At 59.6% G+C, this 19,438-nt stretch carries 20 protein-coding genes; 14 read left to right on the forward strand and 6 right to left on the reverse strand.

Annotated features, from left to right (window positions below):
- Window positions 1-58 precede the first annotated feature (58 nt).
- From MWU54_RS09410 to gloB, 3 genes are all read right to left on the reverse strand, one after another.
- On the reverse strand, window positions 59-1,012 hold the full coding sequence (locus MWU54_RS09410; protein ID WP_247082505.1) for a M23 family metallopeptidase: 954 nt from the start codon (window positions 1,010-1,012) through the stop codon (window positions 59-61).
- Window positions 1,009-3,333 carry an ATP-dependent Clp protease ATP-binding subunit ClpA gene (clpA, locus tag MWU54_RS09415; protein WP_247082507.1) on the reverse strand — a complete coding sequence of 775 codons (2,325 nt, stop codon included), beginning with the start codon at window positions 3,331-3,333 and terminating at the stop codon, window positions 1,009-1,011. Before clpA ends, MWU54_RS09410 begins: the two co-directional genes overlap by 4 nt.
- A gap of 156 nt (window positions 3,334-3,489) precedes the next feature.
- On the reverse strand, window positions 3,490-4,257 hold the full coding sequence (gene gloB / locus MWU54_RS09420; RefSeq protein WP_247082509.1) for a hydroxyacylglutathione hydrolase: 768 nt from the start codon (window positions 4,255-4,257) through the stop codon (window positions 3,490-3,492).
- A gap of 76 nt (window positions 4,258-4,333) precedes the next feature.
- Between gloB and MWU54_RS09425 the strand changes: the two genes are divergently transcribed.
- The 7 genes from MWU54_RS09425 to MWU54_RS09455 all read left to right on the forward strand — a co-directional run bounded on the left by MWU54_RS09425 (window position 4,334) and on the right by MWU54_RS09455 (window position 10,908).
- Window positions 4,334-5,098, forward strand: coding sequence for a methyltransferase domain-containing protein (locus MWU54_RS09425; RefSeq protein ID WP_247082511.1), 765 nt, complete (start codon window positions 4,334-4,336; stop codon window positions 5,096-5,098).
- 421 nt (window positions 5,099-5,519) lie between these two features.
- Entirely contained in the window at window positions 5,520-6,086 is a 567-nt protein-coding gene (locus MWU54_RS09430) for a F0F1 ATP synthase subunit delta (RefSeq protein WP_247082513.1), read from the forward strand.
- Window positions 6,087-7,625 (forward strand): F0F1 ATP synthase subunit alpha, encoded by a 1,539-nt coding sequence (gene atpA, locus MWU54_RS09435; RefSeq protein ID WP_247082515.1) that lies wholly within the window; start codon window positions 6,087-6,089, stop codon window positions 7,623-7,625.
- A 12-nt stretch (window positions 7,626-7,637) separates the two neighbouring features.
- Window positions 7,638-8,519: a F0F1 ATP synthase subunit gamma gene (locus MWU54_RS09440; protein ID WP_247082517.1), complete on the forward strand. Its 882-nt coding sequence runs from the start codon at window positions 7,638-7,640 to the stop codon at window positions 8,517-8,519.
- Window positions 8,520-8,535: 16 nt separating this feature from the next.
- The gene (gene atpD / locus MWU54_RS09445) at window positions 8,536-9,960 is read left to right on the forward strand and encodes a F0F1 ATP synthase subunit beta (protein ID WP_247082519.1); all 1,425 of its coding nucleotides are present in this window, start codon (window positions 8,536-8,538) and stop codon (window positions 9,958-9,960) included.
- A 52-nt stretch (window positions 9,961-10,012) separates the two neighbouring features.
- A complete protein-coding gene (locus MWU54_RS09450) occupies window positions 10,013-10,447 on the forward strand; it encodes a F0F1 ATP synthase subunit epsilon (protein ID WP_247082521.1) in 435 nt (144 codons plus the stop codon).
- 110 nt (window positions 10,448-10,557) lie between these two features.
- Window positions 10,558-10,908, forward strand: a complete 351-nt coding sequence (locus tag MWU54_RS09455) for an H-type lectin domain-containing protein (RefSeq protein ID WP_247082523.1) — start codon at window positions 10,558-10,560, stop codon at window positions 10,906-10,908.
- Window positions 10,909-10,919: 11 nt separating this feature from the next.
- Here MWU54_RS09455 and argE read toward each other — a convergent pair whose 3' ends face one another.
- From argE to MWU54_RS09470, 3 genes are all read right to left on the reverse strand, one after another.
- Window positions 10,920-12,074 carry an acetylornithine deacetylase gene (argE, locus tag MWU54_RS09460; protein ID WP_247082525.1) on the reverse strand — a complete coding sequence of 385 codons (1,155 nt, stop codon included), beginning with the start codon at window positions 12,072-12,074 and terminating at the stop codon, window positions 10,920-10,922.
- On the reverse strand, window positions 12,071-13,261 hold the full coding sequence (locus MWU54_RS09465; protein ID WP_247082527.1) for a M24 family metallopeptidase: 1,191 nt from the start codon (window positions 13,259-13,261) through the stop codon (window positions 12,071-12,073). Before MWU54_RS09465 ends, argE begins: the two co-directional genes overlap by 4 nt.
- 263 nt (window positions 13,262-13,524) lie before the next feature.
- Entirely contained in the window at window positions 13,525-14,535 is a 1,011-nt protein-coding gene (locus MWU54_RS09470) for a ribose-phosphate pyrophosphokinase (protein WP_247082529.1), read from the reverse strand.
- 100 nt (window positions 14,536-14,635) lie between these two features.
- On the opposite strand from MWU54_RS09470, the gene MWU54_RS09475 reads away from it, so the two are divergent.
- The 7 genes from MWU54_RS09475 to MWU54_RS09505 all read left to right on the forward strand — a co-directional run bounded on the left by MWU54_RS09475 (window position 14,636) and on the right by MWU54_RS09505 (window position 19,427).
- Window positions 14,636-15,235 (forward strand): 2-hydroxychromene-2-carboxylate isomerase, encoded by a 600-nt coding sequence (locus tag MWU54_RS09475; protein ID WP_247083999.1) that lies wholly within the window; start codon window positions 14,636-14,638, stop codon window positions 15,233-15,235.
- Between the two features lie 2 nt (window positions 15,236-15,237).
- Window positions 15,238-16,089 (forward strand): alpha/beta hydrolase, encoded by an 852-nt coding sequence (locus MWU54_RS09480; RefSeq protein WP_247082531.1) that lies wholly within the window; start codon window positions 15,238-15,240, stop codon window positions 16,087-16,089.
- Between the two features lie 28 nt (window positions 16,090-16,117).
- Window positions 16,118-17,041 (forward strand): co-chaperone YbbN, encoded by a 924-nt coding sequence (locus tag MWU54_RS09485; RefSeq protein ID WP_247082533.1) that lies wholly within the window; start codon window positions 16,118-16,120, stop codon window positions 17,039-17,041.
- Between the two features lie 27 nt (window positions 17,042-17,068).
- Window positions 17,069-17,713 (forward strand): LON peptidase substrate-binding domain-containing protein, encoded by a 645-nt coding sequence (locus MWU54_RS09490; RefSeq protein ID WP_247082535.1) that lies wholly within the window; start codon window positions 17,069-17,071, stop codon window positions 17,711-17,713.
- Between the two features lie 26 nt (window positions 17,714-17,739).
- Window positions 17,740-17,892, forward strand: coding sequence for a Trm112 family protein (locus MWU54_RS09495; RefSeq protein WP_247084001.1), 153 nt, complete (start codon window positions 17,740-17,742; stop codon window positions 17,890-17,892).
- Window positions 17,893-17,964: 72 nt separating this feature from the next.
- A complete protein-coding gene (truB, locus tag MWU54_RS09500) occupies window positions 17,965-18,873 on the forward strand; it encodes a tRNA pseudouridine(55) synthase TruB (RefSeq protein WP_247082537.1) in 909 nt (302 codons plus the stop codon).
- Complete coding sequence (locus MWU54_RS09505; protein WP_247082539.1) at window positions 18,870-19,427, forward strand: DUF1643 domain-containing protein; 558 nt, start codon at window positions 18,870-18,872, stop codon at window positions 19,425-19,427. Before truB ends, MWU54_RS09505 begins: the two co-directional genes overlap by 4 nt.
- Window positions 19,428-19,438 lie beyond the last annotated feature (11 nt).

The raw sequence follows: 19,438 nt of genomic DNA on the forward strand, positions 1-19,438 counted from the left end.
TCGGTGGACCGAAACGTCTTGATGCGTCGACGCATCAAGCGCCCGTGGAGATGACGGTTTAGTTGACCGTAACATCCGCGTGTCGCACCGCGAGGATCGTTTCGCCGCGGATCAGGGTGACGGTGCCGCGATATGCGCCGGTCGGCCAGCCGATGCTTGGTGGACGCCGTCCGAAGGCGCGGAACAACCGGGCCTGGTCTGCATCAAGCCGCGCGGTATGGTCAAAGACCAACCCGTCGGGGCCGGTCATCTGCAGTTCTATCACGTCGCCTGAATTGCCGTGAAAGGCGTAGCCATAGAGCACCATGGCCTCGTTCGGAGACAGCGTCGCGCGCCGGGCGACGCCGGATTGTACGTCTTCCAGATCCGGCACGCTGCTCGACACGGCTGCCGTAAACAAGCCGGCATCGGTGTAGGTGGGCGTGTCGCGCCACAGCGTTTCAAAGGGTTCGCCGCAGGCGTTGTTCTGGTCCGGTGCAAAGGGATCAACCACATCGTTGCCTTGCGTGATCGTCAGATGCAGGTGTGGGTAATTGGTGCGCCCGCTGAGGCCGACCTCACCCAGAACCTGCCCGGCGAGGACACGCTGTCCCGGCGAGACAAGGACAGATCCCAGTTTCAGATGACAATAGACAGATTGGTATCCGTTGCCGTGATCAATGCGCACCGCATTGCCGCAATCCTGCCCCTGCAGATCGGTGCCCGGGATGTAGGGCTGATCCGGGCGCATGTCGCGGGTGGCCTGAACGCGGCCATCGGCAGCGGCGATGACGCGGACACCCTGGTCCATCTGTTCGAAACTGAGAAGGGCGAAATCCGTCCCGCTGTGCCCGTCGCGGGATTTGAGGCCGCAGCGATAGTCTGACATGCCGTCGGAGGGATCGGTGTCAGGGTAGTCCTCGATCACGCAGGTTTCGCCAAGCGTACAATCCAGCGGCATGCCGAGAAACGGCGCGTCCGCCACAATTGGTGTGGCGGACGCGAAGAAGATACATGTCAGTGTCCGGATCAATCCGCCGTCAGCAAGGGGGGTTTCTTGCTGGACAGGCGTGGATTGTCGGGACCTTCGGTGTCAAGCACCAGCTTGCCATCCTTGACCGACACCTTGACCACACCGCCTTTGGCGAGCTTCCCGAAGAGCAGTTCTTCGGCAAGCGGCTTCTTGATCTCTTCCTGAATGACGCGGCCCAAGGGGCGCGCGCCCATCTTGTCGTCATATCCCTTTTCCGCCAGCCATTCGGCGGCGGGTTTGGTCAGTTCGATGGTCACGTTGCGATCCATGAGCTGTGCTTCAAGCTGCAGCACGAACTTTTCGACCACCTGCAGGATGACCGACTTCGGCAGCGGCGCAAAGGATATGACCGCGTCCAGACGGTTGCGGAATTCCGGCGTGAACGTGCGCTCGATGGCCGCCGTATCCTCGCCTTCGCGACGGTCGCGTCCGAACCCGATGGCCGCTTTGGCCTGTTCCGCCGCACCCGCGTTTGACGTCATGATCAGGATCACGTTGCGGAAGCTGACGGTGCGCCCGTTGTGATCTGTCAAAGAGCCGTGGTCCATCACCTGCAGCAGGATGTTGTAGACATCCGGATGCGCCTTTTCGATTTCGTCCAGCAGCAACACGCAATGCGGATGCTGGTCGACGCCATCGGTCAGCTGGCCACCCTGGTCAAACCCGACATAGCCGGGAGGCGCGCCGATGAGGCGGCTGACCGCGTGCTTTTCCATATATTCGGACATGTCAAAGCGCAGCAGTTCCACACCCAGCGTATCCGCCAGTTGCTTGGCCACTTCGGTTTTGCCGACACCGGTCGGACCTGCGAAGAGGTAGTTGCCAATGGGCTTCTCCGGTTCGCGCAGACCTGCACGCGCCAGTTTGATGGCCGAGGACAGCGCGTCGATGGCGTTGTCCTGCCCAAAAACCACCCGCTTGAGCGACGCTTCGAGATCCTTGAGAACCTCTGCGTCGTCCTTGCTGACATTCTTTGGCGGGATGCGGGCGATCTTGGCGACAACCGCCTCGATCTCTTTCGCGCCGAGTGTTTTGCGACGCTTGGATTCCGCTACCAGATGCTGTGCCGCACCCGCCTCGTCGATCACGTCGATGGCTTTGTCGGGCAGCTTGCGGTCATTGATATAGCGTGCCGACAGCTCCACCGCTGTTTTGATCGCATCCGTGGTGTATTTGACGCTGTGATGTTCCTCGAAATAGGGCTTGAGGCCTTTGAGGATCTTGATCGCGTCATCCACGGTCGGTTCGTTCACGTCAATCTTCTGGAACCGACGGCTGAGCGCGCGGTCCTTTTCGAAATGCTGACGGAATTCCTTGTAGGTGGTCGATCCCATGGTACGCAGCTTGCCGCCCTGAAGCGCGGGCTTCAGCAGGTTGGATGCGTCCATTGCACCGCCGGATGTGGCACCGGCACCGATGACTGTGTGAATCTCGTCGATGAACAGAACCGCGTCTTCATGTTCTTCCAGTTCGGTCACAACCGCCTTAAGGCGTTCCTCAAAGTCGCCACGATACCGTGTGCCGGCAAGCAATGCGCCCATGTCGAGCGAGTAGATCGTGGTATTGGCCAGAACCGCAGGGGTTTCACCGGACACGATCTTGCGCGCAAGACCTTCGGCGATCGCGGTTTTGCCAACGCCGGGGTCGCCCACCAGAAGCGGGTTGTTCTTGCGGCGGCGGCACAGCACCTGGATGCAGCGTTCGACTTCGGAATCGCGGCCGATGAGCGGATCAATGTCACCCTCACGCGACTTGGCGTTCAGATCTACACAGTATTTTGCCAGGGCGGATTCTTTCTGTTCGCCCTGCGGTTCCGCGGCCTGCACCTCTTCCTCGTTTTCGGTGGCACCCGTGACCGGGCGGCTTTCGCCGTAGGCCGGGTTTTTGGCAACACCATGTGCAATGAAGTTGACCGCGTCGTAGCGGGTCATGTCCTGATCTTGCAGGAAATAGGCCGCGTTGCTTTCGCGTTCCGCAAAGATCGCAACCAGCACATTGGCCCCGGTTACTTCGGACCGGCCAGAGCTTTGGACATGGATCGCGGCGCGCTGGATCACGCGCTGGAAGGCGGCGGTTGGCACCGCTTCGGATCCTTCGATGTCTGTCACGAGGTTAGACAGATCGTCATCGATGTAGTCCACCAATGTTGTGCGAAGCTCTTCCGTATCGACGGAACAGGCCTTCATGACGCGCACCGCATCGGGTTCGTCAATCAGCGCCAGCAACAGGTGTTCCAGCGTCGCAAACTCGTGTGATCGGGAGTTGGCCAGCGCCAACGCCGAGTGAATCGCCTGCTCAAGGGTATTCGAAAATGAAGGCACGAGGGAGTGCTCCTTCTTTCTGCATTGTTCCGCAGGGTACGAAACAACTGTCATCTTATTATTAAAGTGTGGTTGTTACCGGCAAAGCTTCAAGTTTTTTCTTTGCCTTGACAGGTCACAACCGCGGGATTGGTGGCACCAGAGACTCAATTTGGGTCAGAAGTGGTCTTTCCGGGTCCGGATTTCAGCAAAAACATCAACCGGATCTTCACCGATCATGTCGAGTTGCGCTTGAATTTCAGGGTCAGCGGCGCGCAGGAACGGGTTGGTTGCCAGTTCTTCGGCCAAAGTGCTGGGGACAGTGGGCTCGTTCCTGTCCCGTGCAGAATTTATGCGCGCGATGCGGTCTTTCAAGTCCGCGTTGTCCGGATCAATGGTGATGGCGAATTTTGCATTTGCCTGCGTGTACTCGTGTCCGGAGCAAATCACCGTGTCCGGATCGAGGGCTGCAAGCTTTTGCAGACTGTCCCACATTTGCGGCGCGGTGCCTTCAAAAAGCCGTCCGCATCCCAGCGCCATCAAGCTGTCTGCGGTGAAAGCATAGCCCGATCCGGGCAGCGAAAAGGCAATATGTCCGTTTGTGTGCCCCGAGACGTCCAGAACGGTCACCTCTTCGCCTCCGAACATAAAGACATCGCCGTCCGCGACCTCGCGGTTCAGTGGCGGCAGGCGATGAATGTCTGCGGTTGCGCCGGTGACCTTGGCATCATGCGCCGCCAAAAGACCGTCAACGCCGCCGATGTGGTCGTGATGGTGGTGGGTCAGCCAGATCTCGGTCAAAGACCATCCGCGTTTCGACAGTTCGGCAAGAATGGGGTCTGCCTCGGGCACATCGATGCAGGCAGTTGCGCCGCTTTTGGCGTCGTGCAGAAGATAGGTGTAATTGTCGGAAAGTGCAGGGATCGTGACAAGTTCGAGAGGCATGGCGTTTTCAACTTTCGCGGTTACAGTTGCGGCGAGCGCGTTTTGCTGACCTTGGCCGAACAGAACGGAGGCCGCAATGCACCTTGATGTGCAGACCTTGCACAACTTCTATTACCGAAGCGCCATCGGTCGTGTGGCGCAGCGCGTGGTTCGGGATCAGGTGCAGGCGTTCTGGCCGGAGGCGAAGAACGAAACGCTGGGTGGATTCGGCTTTGCAGTGCCTTTGCTGCGCCCGTATCTGAAGGATGCGCGGCGGATCATTGGGTTGATGCCCGCACAGCAGGGTGTGATGCACTGGCCTGCGGAATTGCCGAACGTGTCGGTGCTGTGCGAAGAAACGCTTTGGCCGGTGGAAAATGACCGGTTCGATAAGCTGGTCCTGATGCACGGGCTTGAGACGTCAGAGCGCCAGTCAGCGCTGCTCGACGAATGCTGGCGGGTTCTGGCGCCGGGGGCAAAGGGGCTGTTCATTGTTCCGAACCGGTCGGGGCTTTGGGCGCGGTCTGATGAGACGCCGTTTGGCTATGGCCGCCCCTATTCGATGGGGCAGCTTGAGGCACAGCTCAAGGCGCATCATTTCGAACCGCGCCGCCACACGGCTGTACTGTATCAGCCACCCTCGACCCGCCGCTTTTGGATGAAGACCGGACCGTTCTGGGAAAAGATGGGGCGCAGTGTGTCTGCGTTCGTGGCAGGTGGGTTGTTCATGGTGGAGGTGACGAAGATCCATCCCAAACCAAGCGGGACGCGGGCCACAAACCGTGTGCTGAACCCGCTGGGCAATCTGGTGCCGTCGCCATCGTCCAAACCGGCGCGTGCGCGGATGCCGACACCGTCGTAGTCGTGGCTGCACCCGTGCGGGTCGGGATGTGCGTTCATATTCGCGACCGTGCGCCTCATTCTCTGCACGCGCAGGGGTTGAGATGCTGTGCGCCGGATCGCGTTCTGGCCCTGTGTCACGGGCCACAGGGGATGCGGATCGTTTAAAACGGATTCCGGCTGGTTCGCGCTAACAGGAATCGCAAAAGGCGACAAAACTGGTCAGCTTGGCGCAATTTCCTTGCGCGCATTCCGTCGCACTTCGCGTTAACCCCTTGTAAATAAGGAAAATGGCGACTTTTCCTAATTCATCATACCGTGTTGCGGGCTTTGAAAGCCTCTGCTACATCCGCGCTGATTTCTATGCCATACGGCATTCGCCAAACTGAACACACCTCTGACCACCGGTGATTACGGGGGCTCGGAGGCAAACTAGCGGAAGGGTGGACGTGTCTGAATCAGCATCCATTTCCTCTGGCATTGCAGACCGCTATGCCATGGCCGTCTTTGACCTGGCCAAAGAGGGTAAAGAGCTCGACAAGCTTGAATCCAACCTCGACGACCTGTCGGCAGCGCTGTCTAGCAGCGCCGATCTGAGAGACCTGATCCATTCGCCCATCTACAGCCGCGATGCACAATCGAAAGCGATTTCAGCTGTCGCGGCCAAGATGGGTCTGACAAAGACAATGCAGAACGTGCTGGCGCTGATGGCGTCTAAGCGTCGTCTGTTTGTTCTGCCCCAGATGGTGGCACGCCTGCGCGACCTGATCGCGGAAGAAAAGGGCGAAGTGACGGCAGACGTTGCCTCTGCCGTAAAGCTCTCCGCGGCCCAGGCAAAGGAACTCGCCAAGACGCTGAAAGCGAAAATTGGCAAAGACGTTAAGATCAATGCGACCGTTGATGAAAGCCTCATCGGCGGTCTTGTCGTTAAAGTGGGCTCGAAGATGATCGACACGTCGATCCGCTCCAAGCTCAACTCCCTCCAGAATGCAATGAAAGAGGTCGGATAAATGGGTATCCAAGCAGCCGAAATTTCTGCGATCCTTAAGGAGCAGATCAAGAACTTCGGGCAGGACGCCGAAGTCACCGAGGTGGGCCGCGTCCTTTCCGTTGGTGACGGTATCGCGCGTGTTCATGGCCTCGATAACATTCAGGCCGGTGAAATGGTCGAATTCCCCGGCGGAATTCGCGGCATGGCGCTGAACCTTGAATCCGACAACGTCGGTATCGTTATCTTCGGGTCCGACCGGGACATCAAAGAAGGCGACACCGTCAAGCGTACAAACGCGATTGTGGACGTGCCGGTTGGTGACGCTCTGCTGGGTCGTGTTGTGGACGGTCTGGGCAACCCGATTGACGGCAAGGGTCCGATTGCAACAACCGAACGCTCCATCGCGGATGTAAAAGCGCCGGGCATCATCCCGCGTAAGTCGGTTCACGAGCCGATGGCAACTGGCCTTAAGGCCGTCGACTCCATGATCCCGATTGGTCGTGGCCAGCGAGAGCTGATCATTGGTGACCGTCAGACCGGTAAAACCGCCGTTGCTCTGGACGCGATCCTGAACCAGAAATCCTATAACGACGCAGCCGGCGATGACGAGAGCAAGAAGCTCTACTGCATCTACGTTGCGATTGGTCAGAAGCGTTCGACTGTGGCGCAGCTGGTGAAAAAGCTCGAAGAGAGCGGCGCGATTGAATATTCCATCGTGGTTGCTGCGACAGCGTCCGATCCGGCGCCTCTGCAGTTCCTTGCACCTTACGCTGCAACGTCCATGGCCGAGCACTTCCGTGACAATGGCCGCCACGCGCTGATCATCTATGATGACCTGTCCAAGCAGGCCGTTGCCTATCGCCAGATGTCCCTGCTTCTGCGTCGCCCACCGGGCCGTGAAGCGTATCCGGGTGACGTTTTCTACCTCCACTCGCGCCTGCTGGAACGCTCCGCGAAGCTGGGCGAAGATCACGGGTCTGGTTCCTTGACGGCTCTGCCGGTCATTGAAACCCAGGGTGGTGACGTTTCCGCGTTTATTCCGACAAACGTGATTTCGATCACCGACGGTCAGATCTTCCTTGAAACCGAACTCTTCTACCAAGGTATCCGCCCGGCGGTGAACACTGGTCTGTCGGTGTCTCGTGTGGGGTCTTCGGCGCAAACCAAGGCGATGTCTTCGGTTGCAGGTCCGGTGAAACTGTCGCTGGCTCAGTACCGCGAAATGGCCGCGTTCGCGCAGTTCGGGTCCGATCTTGATGCCTCCACCCAGCAGTTGCTGGCCCGTGGTGCGCGTCTGACCGAACTGATGAAGCAGCCACAGTATTCGCCGCTGACCAACGCCGAGATCGTTTGCGCGATTTTCGCAGGCACCAACGGTTACCTTGATAAAGTCGAAGTGTCCGATGTGGGCCGCTTTGAGGCCGGTATGCTCGCGCATCTGCGTGGCAAGCATCAGGACCTGCTCGACGATATCACCAATAACGACCGTAAGGTGAAGGGCGAGCTGGCTGACAAGATCAAGGCCGCGCTGGACGAATACGCCGCTGACTTCTCGTAAGGAGGCTGGGCAATGCCAAGTCTTAAGGACCTGAAAAACAGGATCGAGTCGGTCAAATCGACCCGCAAGATCACCAAGGCCATGCAAATGGTGGCCGCCGCGAAACTGCGGCGGGCACAGGATGCTGCCGAACAGTCGCGTCCCTATACAGAGCGTTTCAACGCTGTGATGGGGGCGCTGGCGGCGTCGGTTGGCGACAGCGACAGCGCGCCAAAACTGCTCAGCGGGACGGGCAAGGACGACGTGCATCTGCTTGTCGTCATGACGTCGGAACGCGGTCTGTGTGGTGGCTTCAACGCCAACATCGCCAAGATGGCAAAGCAGAAAGCGACCGAGCTTCTGGGTCAGGGCAAAACGCTCAAGATCCTGACAGTCGGCAAAAAAGGTCGCGATGCAATGAAGCGTGACTTTGGCGACTACTTCGTCGGGCACGTTGATCTGAGCGAAGTCAAGCGGATCGGTTACGCCGACGCGCAAGGCATCGCAAAGGACATCCTTGGCCGCTTTGACGGCGGTGAATTTGATGTTGCCACGATCTTCTACGCGAAGTTCGTGAACGTGGTCAGCCAAATCCCGACCGAACAGCAGATCATCCCGGCGGCGTTCGAGGCCCCTGAAGATGACAGCGCTGAGGCGACAACGCTTTACGATTACGAGCCGGACGAAGAGGCCATTCTGGCTGACCTTCTGCCGCGCGGAGTTGCGACGCAAATCTTTGCAGCGCTGCTTGAGAACGGTGCCTCTGAACAGGGTGCCCGGATGAGCGCGATGGACAACGCAACGCGCAACGCGGGTGAGATGATCGAAAAGCTGACCATCCAATACAACCGTTCACGTCAGGCCGTGATTACCAACGAACTGATCGAAATTATTTCGGGCGCGGAAGCGCTCTAAAGACCGGAGACGAAACATGGCAAACGCAACAGGCAAAATCACTCAGGTGATCGGTGCCGTCGTGGACGTTCAGTTCGACGGCGACCTGCCAGCTATTTTGAACTCGCTGACCACAGACAACAACGGCAAGACGCTGGTGTTGGAAGTGGCCCAGCACCTTGGCGAAAACTCGGTTCGGACCATTGCGATGGACGCCACCGAAGGTCTGGTGCGCGGTGCCCCCGTGACCGACACAGGCGCGCCCATTCAGGTGCCAGTTGGTAAAGCCACGCTTGGCCGCATCCTGAACGTCACCGGCGACCCGGTTGATGAAAAGGGCCCGGTTGAAACCAAGGAAACCCGCGCGATCCACGGTGACGCGCCGGACTTCGCGGCACAGTCGACCGAGACCGAAATCCTGACAACAGGCATCAAGGTCATCGACCTGCTCGCCCCCTACACCAAGGGTGGTAAGATTGGTCTGTTCGGCGGTGCGGGCGTTGGCAAGACGGTTCTCATCATGGAACTGATCAACAACATCGCGAAAGTGCACTCTGGTCTGTCCGTGTTTGCGGGCGTGGGTGAACGGACGCGTGAAGGCAACGACCTGTATCACGAGATGATCGAATCCGGCGTTATCGTTCCGGAAAAGATGGAAGACAGCAAAATTGCTCTGGTCTACGGTCAGATGAACGAACCTCCCGGTGCGCGTATGCGTGTTGCCCTGTCCGGTCTGACACTGGCCGAACAGTTCCGCGACGAATCGGGGTCTGACGTTCTGTTCTTCGTCGACAACATCTTCCGCTTCACACAAGCGGGTTCCGAGGTGTCGGCTCTCTTGGGTCGTATCCCGTCTGCTGTGGGCTACCAGCCGACACTGGCCACCGACATGGGCGCGATGCAGGAACGCATCTCCTCGACCAAGAACGGCTCGATCACCTCCGTTCAGGCCGTTTACGTCCCTGCGGACGACTTGACCGACCCGGCTCCCGCGACATCGTTTGCGCACCTCGATGCGACAACCGTTCTGGACCGTTCGATCTCGGAAAAAGGCATCTACCCGGCTGTGGACCCGCTTGGCTCCACATCGCGTCTGCTTGATCCGCTGATCATCGGCGAAGAGCACTACAAGGTTGCCACCGACGTTCAGCAGGTTCTCCAGCGCTACAAGTCGCTTCAGGACATCATCGCGATCCTCGGCATGGACGAACTCTCTGAGGACGACAAACTGACCGTGGCGCGTGCGCGTAAGATCGAACGCTTCCTGTCGCAGCCGTTTGACGTTGCGAAGGTCTTTACCGGTTCTGACGGCATTCAGGTTCCGCTTGAAGACACCATCGCGTCGTTCAAAGCGGTTGTTGCCGGCGAGTATGACCACCTTCCCGAAGGTGCGTTCTACATGGTTGGCGGCATCGAAGATGTGAAAGCCAAAGCCGAAAAGATGGCCGCGGAAGCCGCGTAAATCGCAAAAAGGGTGTGGGTCCGACCCGCACCCGATGTGAACGGAGAACCACATGGCAGATACCATGCAATTCGATCTGGTCAGCCCCGAACGCAGCCTGATGTCTACTCAGGTCAAGTCGGTGCAGATCCCGGGTGCGGATGGCGATATGACCGCCATGCCAAACCACGCGCCGCTGATCACGACGCTGCGTCCGGGCATCCTGACGGTGGAAACCGAAACCGGCACCGAAGAGTTCGTTGTCACCGGTGGGTTTGCCGAGCTGGGCGAAAGCCTGTCCGTTCTGGCCGAACGTGCCGTGCCCAAGGCAGAGGTTGATCAGGCCGCTTACGAGGCGATGGTCGACGAAGCGCATGCGGCGTACCAGCAGGTCAAGGAAACGTTCAAGAACGAGCCCGGACCAGTGGACGACGCAGTCAAGCTTTTGTCCGACATGGTCGCCATTGGCGGACATATCGGTCTGTCCCCGAAACAACCATCGCTGTAAACGCGATTTCGTTTCCAAAGATCAAAGCCTCGCAGCAGTGCGGGGCTTTTTCGTTTTGTTCTGCGCCCCGCATCCGCTATGCCATCGCGGGGCGTTTCGAAGGTCGGTAGATGCAGATCGTAAACAGTGCGCGTGTAGGGATTGCTCAGGGGTCGGTTGACCTGTTTTCCGACTTCGAGGAAGGCGGAGACATGTGGACCGGCGAAGGATCGCGGTCGCGCAGCCAATGGATCGCGTTCGAGCAGCCTTTTTCGGCCCCTCCGGCGGTGCATGTGTCGTTGACCTTGTGGGACATGGACAGCGCCCACAACGTCCGCGCGGATCTGAAGGCTGAAAACGTGACCGAAGCCGGGTTCGACGCCGTGTTTCGGACCTGGAAGGACACCCGCGTCGCGCGCGTGCGGATATCATGGTTGGCGGTCGGAGCCGTGTCCGGCGAAGATGATTGGGACGTGATCTGACGCTTTGGACGTCAAAGACGCTCTGCCAGCCGTTCCAGCATTCGGACGCAGTGTTCAAGTTGATCAACCGCGACGTATTCATCCGCCTTGTGCGCCTGCTCGATCGATCCCGGACCGCAAACAACGACATCCATGCCAATCGACTGGAAGATCCCCGCTTCGGTGCCAAACGCGACAAGGTCTGATGTGTTGGAGCCTGTCAGTTCCGATACGATCCGTCTGGCCTCGTTTTCGCTGGTCGGGACAAGACCTGCGACCTCTCCGATGGTTTCTGTCACGATGGTCGCATCGGGATGCACCGCTTGCATTTGCGGAAGCAGGGTTTCGTCGCAAAACCGTTGCAGGCTGTGTTTGACGTGATCCGCATCACTGATCTGGACCGGGCGCATTTCCCAATCCACCTGTGCGGTCGGCGCGATGACATTATGCGCCACGCCCCCGGTCAGCGCGCCGACATTGACGGTGGTCCAAGGGGGATCAAACCGGCTGTCCGTTGGCGCGCGCTGACGCAAGTCGTCCTTTAGCGACAGCAGGTGGCTGACATAGCGCACGGCGTATTCCACCGCGTTGACACCGTGATCCGGCAGCGACCCGTGACCGGGCAATCCGGTGAACCGGGTGGTGTATTCATAGCACCCCTTGTGCCCGTCAATGATGCGCATCTTGGTGGGTTCACCGACAATCGCGACACCCGGCGTCACGCCCCGCTCTTGCAGCACCTGTGCCAGATGCTGCGCACCAAGACAGCCGGTCTCTTCGTCGTAAGTGAAGGAGAAATGCAAAGGGCGGGCGCCGACGCGTTCTGCGTAAAGCGGCGCCAGCGCAAGTGTTGCCGCGATAAAGCCTTTCATATCGCAGGCGCCACGTCCATAAAGCCGACCGTCCCGTTGCACCATTTCAAACGGATCACTTGACCAGTCCTGATCCGTGACCGGAACCACGTCACTGTGCCCGGACAAAAGGATCCCGCCATCGGTTTCGGGTCCAAGCGTTGCAAACAGGTTGGCCTTTCGCCCACAGGGCGACGAGATCACATCGCATTTGGCCCCTGCGTCCTGCAGCAGACTGGCCATGTAGACAATCATGTCGAGGTTGCTGTCTGCGGACACAGTGGGGAAAGCGATCAGATCGCGCAGGATGGCGATGCTGCGATCCAGAGGCGTCACTGTACGTCCTTGATGAACAGCTTGCGGGGCAGGGTGCACAGTGCCTCTGCCGAGCCGTCCTCGGTAATGAGGATGGTCTCGGTTGTCTCCAGCCCCCACGTGTCCATCCAAAGCGCGGGCATGAAGTGAAACGTCATCCCCGGTTGCAGGACGGTCTCATCCTCGGCCCGGATCGACGCGGTGCGTTCGCCCCAGTCCGGTGGGTAACTGAGTCCGATGGGATACCCGCACCGGCCTTCGCGATGGATGCCGTGTTTCTTGAGCACGTCGATAAACGCATTGGCAATGTCACAGGTGCGGTTGCCTGCGCGGGCGGCGTTTAAACCTGCCTCGATCCCTTCAAGCTGCGCCTGTTCGGCGTTCAGCATGTCCTGTGGTGGTGTGCCCAGAAACACGGTTCGGCACAAAGGCGCGTGGTAGCGGCGATAGCAGCCGGACAGTTCAAAGAACGTGGCTTCGCCTTCGCGCATTGCATCCCCGTTCCATGTCAGATGGGCAGCTGTCGCGTCGAGCCCGGACGGCGTCAAGGGTACGATTGCGGGGTAATCGCCCCAGATGTCGTCCACACCCGTGATCCCGGCGTGAAAGATGTCGGCCACCAGATCGTTCTTGCGCACGCCGGGCGCGGCGCGGTCGATGGCGGTTTGCATGACTTTTTCCGAGATTCGGGCCGCCTTGCGGATAAAGCTGAGCTCCTCATCCGACTTGACCAGCCGCTGCCAATTCACCAGTGCCGTTGCATCAATAAACGTCGCATTGGGCAGCTCTTCGGTCAGAACGGCGTGAGCCTTGGCAGAATAGTAATAATTCTCCATCTCGACACCGATGCGCCCGTGATCAAGGCCAAGCGCACCAAGATGGCTGGCAAGATCCTGCATCGGATGGCGCACCGTCGATTGCACGTAGTGATCGCCATACCCAAGAATGTTGTCATGCGACATCCAGCAGGTCCGTCGCCCGCCCAGCATGTCCATATGGCGACCCCACCAGATCGGCTCCCCCTCCATCCGCAACAGAACACCTTGGTGCACGTAGAAGGACCAGCCGTCATACCCGGTCAGCCACGCCTGATTGGACGGGTCGGTGACGAACATCGCGTCCAGACCGGCATCCTGCATCGCAGCCCGCGTCAGGGCGATACGGCGGTCATATTCAGCTTGCGTGAACGGTGCAGGTCCGGTGGGCATGTTCGTTGGTCCTTGGCATGGTGATGGACGTGCCTGATCGTCCGTCGGAAACCAATTTGGATCAAGCGGCTTCATTGAACCCCGAAGACAGAGCCCGCGTTGCGCCAACCACGACATGTCGCGTCGCAAAAATGCGACTTGGATGAAATGCGTGTGGAGCCAAAGCTGGGTGGACCCGCGCGGATCAAGGCTGGGACATGCAGAAAAGCGCCGAACCATGGGGTTCGACGCGTCTTCAAGGGTCATCAGTGGAGCGGATTGCCTTACAGAAGGCCTTCGTAAATCGGGCCCAGTGTATTGGTTTCAAACAGCGATGACACGGATGTGCCGTTCCAGATGTTGAGGATCGCTTGCGCAAACATCGGGGCTGTTGGCACGATGCGAATGTTCTTGGCGTTGGCGACTGCTTCGGTTGCTTCGATGCTGTCGGTGATGACAAGCGATTTCATCACCGAATTCGTGACCCGTTCGACCGCTGGTCCGGACAGCACGCCGTGTGTGATGTAGGAATGCACTTCGGTGGCCCCGTGTTCCATCAGCACCTCGGCCGCCTTGCACAAGGTTCCTGCGGTGTCGCAGATGTCGTCGACAATGATGCACTTCTTGTCTTTGACGCTCCCAATCACCGTCATTTCGGCGACTTCGCCCGGCTTTTCGCGGCGTTTGTCCACGATGGACAGCGGCGCGTTGATCCGCTTGGCCAGTTCCCGCGCGCGGGCCACGCCGCCGACATCCGGGGACACGACCATGATTTCCGACGTATCACCGTCAAACTGCTTGAGGATATCCAAAGCAAAGATCGGCGACGCATAAAGGTTGTCGACCGGCATGTCGAAGAAGCCCTGGATCTGCGTGGCGTGCAGGTCCATCGTCAGAACGCGTTCGATCCCGGCTTCGGCGATCATGTTGGCCACCAGCTTGGCGGTGATGGGCGTGCGCGCCTTGGTGCGGCGGTCCTGACGGGCATAGCCGAAATAGGGGATCACGGCCGTGATGCGCGCGGCCGATGACCGGCGCAGCGCGTCGGACATGATCAGCAGTTCCATCAGGTTGTCATTGGCCGGGTTCGAGGTTGGCTGGATGATGAACATATCCTCGCCACGGACGTTTTCGTACACCTCGACGAAGACCTCCTGATCGTTAAAGCGTTCGACACGGGCATCAACCAATCCGACAGACATCCCGCGATACATCGTCATGCGTCGTGCGATGCCCGTGGCGAGCGGCATATTGGCATTGCCAGAGATCAGTTTGGGTTCATCGATGGACGGCATGGGGAAAGCTCCGTGAGTCATTTTGGCAGATTCGCGACGTTGCGCTCGCCTTAGCATGGGCCTACCGTTCCGCAAAGGATACACGCTGAAAGGGTGCCGGATGGCCCACATTGATTACTTTTTCTCAACACTGTCGCCATACGCCTATCTTGCCGGTACCCGGTTGGAACAGGTGGCAGACAAACACGGGGCAAGTGTCACCTACAAACCCGTGGATATTGCGACGCTCTTTGGGCGGACGGGTGGGACACCTCCGAAGGATCGTCACCCCAGCCGGCTGGAACTGCGCGCACAGGAATTAGTGCGACAATCGAAGAAACTTGAATTGCCCATCAACCTGAAACCGGCATTTTGGCCCACCAATGCGGCTCCTTCGTCATATGCGATCATCGCAGCGCAAGCTGCGGGCGGTGGCGACCTTGGCAAACTGGTGCATGGGTTCATGGCCGCCGTCTGGGCCGATGACAAGGATATCGCCCAGGACGACGTTGTGCGCGGTGCCTTGCAGGACGCGGGGTTTGACCCGTCACTGGCCGATAGCGGGTTGCTGGCTGGGGCCGAAACCTATGCGGCCAACCTTGAAGAGGCGGTGACGCGCGGCGTGTTCGGGGCCCCGTTCTACATCACTGACACAGACCAGAGGTTCTGGGGGCAGGACCGGATCGAGGATCTGGACCTGTATCTGTCCGGCAAGCTTTGAGGATGCAGATGCTCAGGGGTGGGTTTCCCGTCTTTGAACGGCATTTCGGCCATGGGGATGAACGGGCGGTTCTGCTGCATTGCGCCTTGGCCCAGTCCAAGTCGCTGTCGCGGCTGGCGGACGGTCTGTCGGATCGCCTGACCATGATTGCCCCGGACATGCCCGGCCATGGGCGCAGTGCGGCGTGGGATCATCGGTGCAATATCCATGATCAGGTGACCGCTATTGCCCGGGATTGCCTTGGCAAAAGTGGCCATGTGGTCGGCCACAGCTTCGGTGCAACAGTTGCGTTGCGCGTCGCTTTGGAAAACCCGCGCGCGGTCCGCAGCCTGACGCTGATCGAACCCGTTTTGTTCGCAGCGGCACAGGAAAGCGATCCGGCGGCGCTGCAATCCTACAGGGATGACGCGGCGGCCTTTGCCGAAGCGTTAAGGCAAGAAGACTGGGAGACCGCTGCACAGGCGTTTACCGCTGTTTGGGGGGATGGCCGGTCCTGGCAGGGGGTGCGTGAAGCGGAACGCGCCAGGTTTACCAGCCAGATGCACTTTATCCGCGAAACAGAAGAGGTGCTGCTGCACGACCACGCGGGCTTGCTTTCGCCCGGCAGACCCGAGCAGATCACCTGCCCGACGCTGCTGGTCCGCGGGGCAGACACGCATCCGATTATCGCTGTGATCCACCAAACGCTGGCCCGTCGTATCCCGAACGCTTCCGAGGTTGTGATCCCCGGCGCAGGTCACATGGTCCCGATCACCCATCCGGACCCGGTTGCGCAGCATATCAAGGCAATCTTGAACGCTGCAGCGCGGCAGACCCTTGCAACATCAGGACCGGTACGCCATCTACCCCAGTGAAGAACCGCAAGCCGCGACAGGAGACAATATGATCGAACTCGGACAAGGCCCCGCAGACACCGACCTGATCAAGGATGTCACGGATCAGAGCTTTATGGCGGACGTGATCGAGGCCAGCAAAGACGTGCCGGTCATCGTGGATTTCTGGGCTCCGTGGTGTGGCCCGTGCAAAACGCTTGGCCCGATGCTCGAAGACGCGGTCCGCGCTGCGCGCGGGGCTGTGAAAATGGCCAAGGTCAATGTGGACGAAGCCCAGCAGATCGTTGCCGCGCTGTCGCAACAGGGATTGCCGTTGCAATCCATTCCAACCGTGGTCGCCATCTACCAGGGACGCCCCATCGACATGTTCCAGGGCGCTGTCCCGCAATCCGAAATCGCAAGTTTCATCGAACGGGCAGTCAAGGCGGCTGGCGGGGATGCCAGCGGGGGGCTCGACGATGCGGTGGCGGCGGCAGAGGAAATGCTTGAAGATGGCGCAGCCGTTGATGCGGCTCAGACGTTCTCGGCTGTATTGTCAGAAGCTCCGGATCACGCAGGGGCCTATGGCGGACTGGTCCGCGCGCATATCGCTATGGGCGAACTGGATCAGGCCGAGGCCATATTGAACGGTGCCCCGGCGGAGATCTCTGAAAGCGCGGAACTTGAAGCGGCACATGCGCAGCTTGAACTGGCCAAGCAAGCCAGCAATTCGGGACCGGTGTCCGAGCTTGAAGCGGCCGTTGCTGCGGACGAGAACAACCATCAGGCCCGGTTCGACCTTGCGCAGGCGCTCTATGCCGCGGGGGATGGGCAGGCGGCCGTGGATCACCTTCTGGAGCTGTTCCGCCGCGATCGTGCATGGAATGACGAGGCTGCCAAGACGCAGTTGATGACGATTTTCGAGGCGCTCAAACCGAATGATCCGGTGGCCCTCAATGGCCGCCGTCGGCTGAGCTCGATGATATTTGCCTGAGCGGTCCGCTGGGCTAGGTCATCGAATATGACAAGAGTCACTGAATTGCCGGGTTCAATTCCCGTTTTCCCGTTGCCCGGGGCGCTTTTGCTGCCTCGCGCGCGGTTGCCGTTGCATCTGTTTGAACCCCGTTATCTCCAGATGCTGGAAGATGCGCTGAAGACGCCAGCCCGGCTTGTGGGGATGGTGCAACCGAACGTGCGGCCCAACGGCGACGAAAACACGCTGCACCGGATTGGCTGTGCGGGACGCATCACCCAGTTTTCCGAAACCGAAGACGGACGATACATGATCACCTTGTCCGGAATTTCCCGGTTCCGGGTCGAGGCCGAGATCGAAGGGTTCACACCGTATCGCAAGTTCGAAGTGAACTGGGACGGGTTTGACCGCGATCAGGGCGGACCGGAACATGACCGTGGCTTTGACCGTGACGTGTTCATGGATTTGCTGGATCGCTACTTCACCGCCCGGGACCTGTCGGCGGATTGGCCCACGCTCAAGGATGCGGATGACGAATTGCTGATCAATTCGCTGTCCATGCTGCTTGATTTCGAACCCGAAGAAAAACAGGCCCTGCTGGAAGCGCCCTCGCTGTCAACGCGCCGCGAAACGCTTGTGACATTGATCGAATATGCCCTGCGCGGCGGGCAGGCAGAGGATATCCTGCAGTGACAGACGGACACGGGTTTGACCGCAAGATGCTGGAGGCGCTCGTTTGCCCCCAGACACAGGGACGGCTCGAATACGACGCGGCGCGGCAAGAACTGATCAGCCATGCGGCCCATCTGGTGTACCCGATCCGCGACGGTATTCCCGTCATGCTGATAGATGAGGCGCGCGATATCGACTGACCCGACGCCTCTGAATTGACAGGCTTGGCCCCCTGCGATACCTCGCCGGTCTTTACGGGCAAAGAGGGTACGATGGGACGCAAGCGCAAGGGGCGGGATATTTCCGGGTGGTTGGTTGTCGATAAACCGGCAGGCCTCACCTCGACAGCTGTTGTCAACAAAGTGCGCTGGGCGTTTGACGCCAAAAAGGCGGGCCATGCGGGCACGCTTGATCCCGAGGCAACAGGCGTACTGGCGGTGGCCCTGGGTGAGGCGACCAAAACCGTGCCGTACATCACCGACGCGTTGAAGGCCTATGTGTTTACCGTACGGTTGGGGCAAGCCACCCGTACGGATGATGCCGAAGGTGACGTGATCTCCAGTTCGGAGAACCGCCCGACAGATGACGAGATCAAGGAAGCGCTGCACGCCTTTGTTGGTGAGATTCAACAGGTGCCGCCGCAGTACTCGGCGGTCAAGATCGATGGCGAACGCGCCTATAAACGCGCGCGTGACGGGGAAGAGATGGACCTTGCGGCGCGTCCCTTGTGGGTTGAGGAATTGACCTTGCTGGACCGTCCGGATCCCGATCATGCCGTGCTGGAACTGGTCTGCGGAAAAGGCGGGTACGTGAGGTCCATCGCGCGCGATCTGGGCGAAGCGCTGGGCTGTTACGGGCACGTTCTCAAACTGCGCCGGACCTGGTCGGGACCGTTTGACGCCGAAGAGGGTCTGAGCCTTGAGACGATTGACGCCTTGGCCCGCACGCCGGAACTGGACGCGCATCTCAAGCCGCTTGAAATGGGCCTGACCGATCTGCCCGAACTCAGATGTTCCGCGGAGTCCGCAGTCCGGCTGCGCAACGGCAATCCGGCGATGGTTGTCGCGTCCGGTGTTGATTATGGCGAGGAATGCTGGGTGTCGCTGGACGGTGAGCCCATTGCGGTTGGTCGCTACAAATCCGGCGAGGTTCACCCGTCGCGTGTCTTTGTCACCGCATGAGCGACCTGCCACCAGAGCTGAGCAATGGTCTGGTATATCGGTCCCATACGGCTGGCGGGTGTGTGTCGCGGGTCTGGTATTCGCGGTGTGATCAATACCGCTACGGGCTGTCGCGGGTCTGGGCACCTGAATTGCCAAGCGTCTTGTTCGTCATGCTGAACCCGTCAACGGCGGATGAGCATCGCAACGACCCGACCGTCGCGCGGTGTGAAATCCGTGCACGGCGTATGGGGTACGGCGCGATGATGATCGCGAATATCTTTGCGTTCCGCGCAACGAAACCGGTGGACCTCAAATCCGCAGCGGAGCCAACTGGGGCTATGAACGATGCGGTGCTCGCCCATTGGGCGCGGGTTGCGGATATGACGGTTGCGGCCTGGGGCGCGCATGGGGGGCATCTGGAGCGCGGGCAGAGGATGGCGGCGGATCTGCCGGAAGGGACGGTGCATCTGGGGCTGACAAAGCACGGGCATCCCCGGCACCCGCTTTATGTGTCCTTCGAAACGGCCCCAACAGCCTGGCCCAAACGCCAGCGCTATCGCGCGTCTGATTGATCGTTCAAATT

This window comes from Marivita sp. S6314 (genome assembly GCF_023015985.1).
Classification (GTDB): Bacteria; Pseudomonadota; Alphaproteobacteria; order Rhodobacterales; family Rhodobacteraceae; genus Marivita.